The 411-nt window shown below is 64.0% G+C and carries 1 protein-coding gene; it reads left to right on the top strand.

Going from position 1 to position 411, the window contains the following annotated elements; all coding sequences use genetic code 11:
- On the top strand, positions 1-411 hold a 411-nt coding region (locus tag I6F37_RS42330), incomplete at both ends, for an ATP-binding cassette domain-containing protein (protein ID WP_225154724.1).

Here is a 411-nt window from a genome sequence, read left to right as displayed (position 1 = left end):
ATCCACTGCGGGGCGAGATCGAGTTCAGCGGCGTCACGATCGAGTACCCGGCCGGCAAGGCACTGGATCACGTGAACCTGCGGATCCCGGGCGGCTCGACGGTTGCGATCGTGGGGCACACGGGCAGCGGCAAGACGACGCTGCTCAACCTCATTCCGAGGCTGCTCGATCCTTCCTCGGGGCGGGTCGCCATCGACGGGATCGACTTGCGCGATCTACCCGTCGAGGATCTGCGAAGGCAGATCGGGTTTGTCCCTCAAGAGACGTTCCTGTTCAGCGCGACCGTGGGCGAGAATATCGCGTTCGCCGTTCCGGACGCCACGGATGAAGAAGTGCGGCGCGCCGCTGAGATTGCCGGTCTCGGGCCGGACTTGAATGATTTTCCGAACGGATTGAGCACGATCGTGGGCG

This window comes from Bradyrhizobium sp. NBAIM08, assembly GCF_020193935.1.
GTDB lineage: Bacteria > Pseudomonadota > Alphaproteobacteria > Rhizobiales > Xanthobacteraceae > Bradyrhizobium > Bradyrhizobium yuanmingense.
This window is presented reverse-complemented; position numbering and strand designations above follow the sequence as displayed.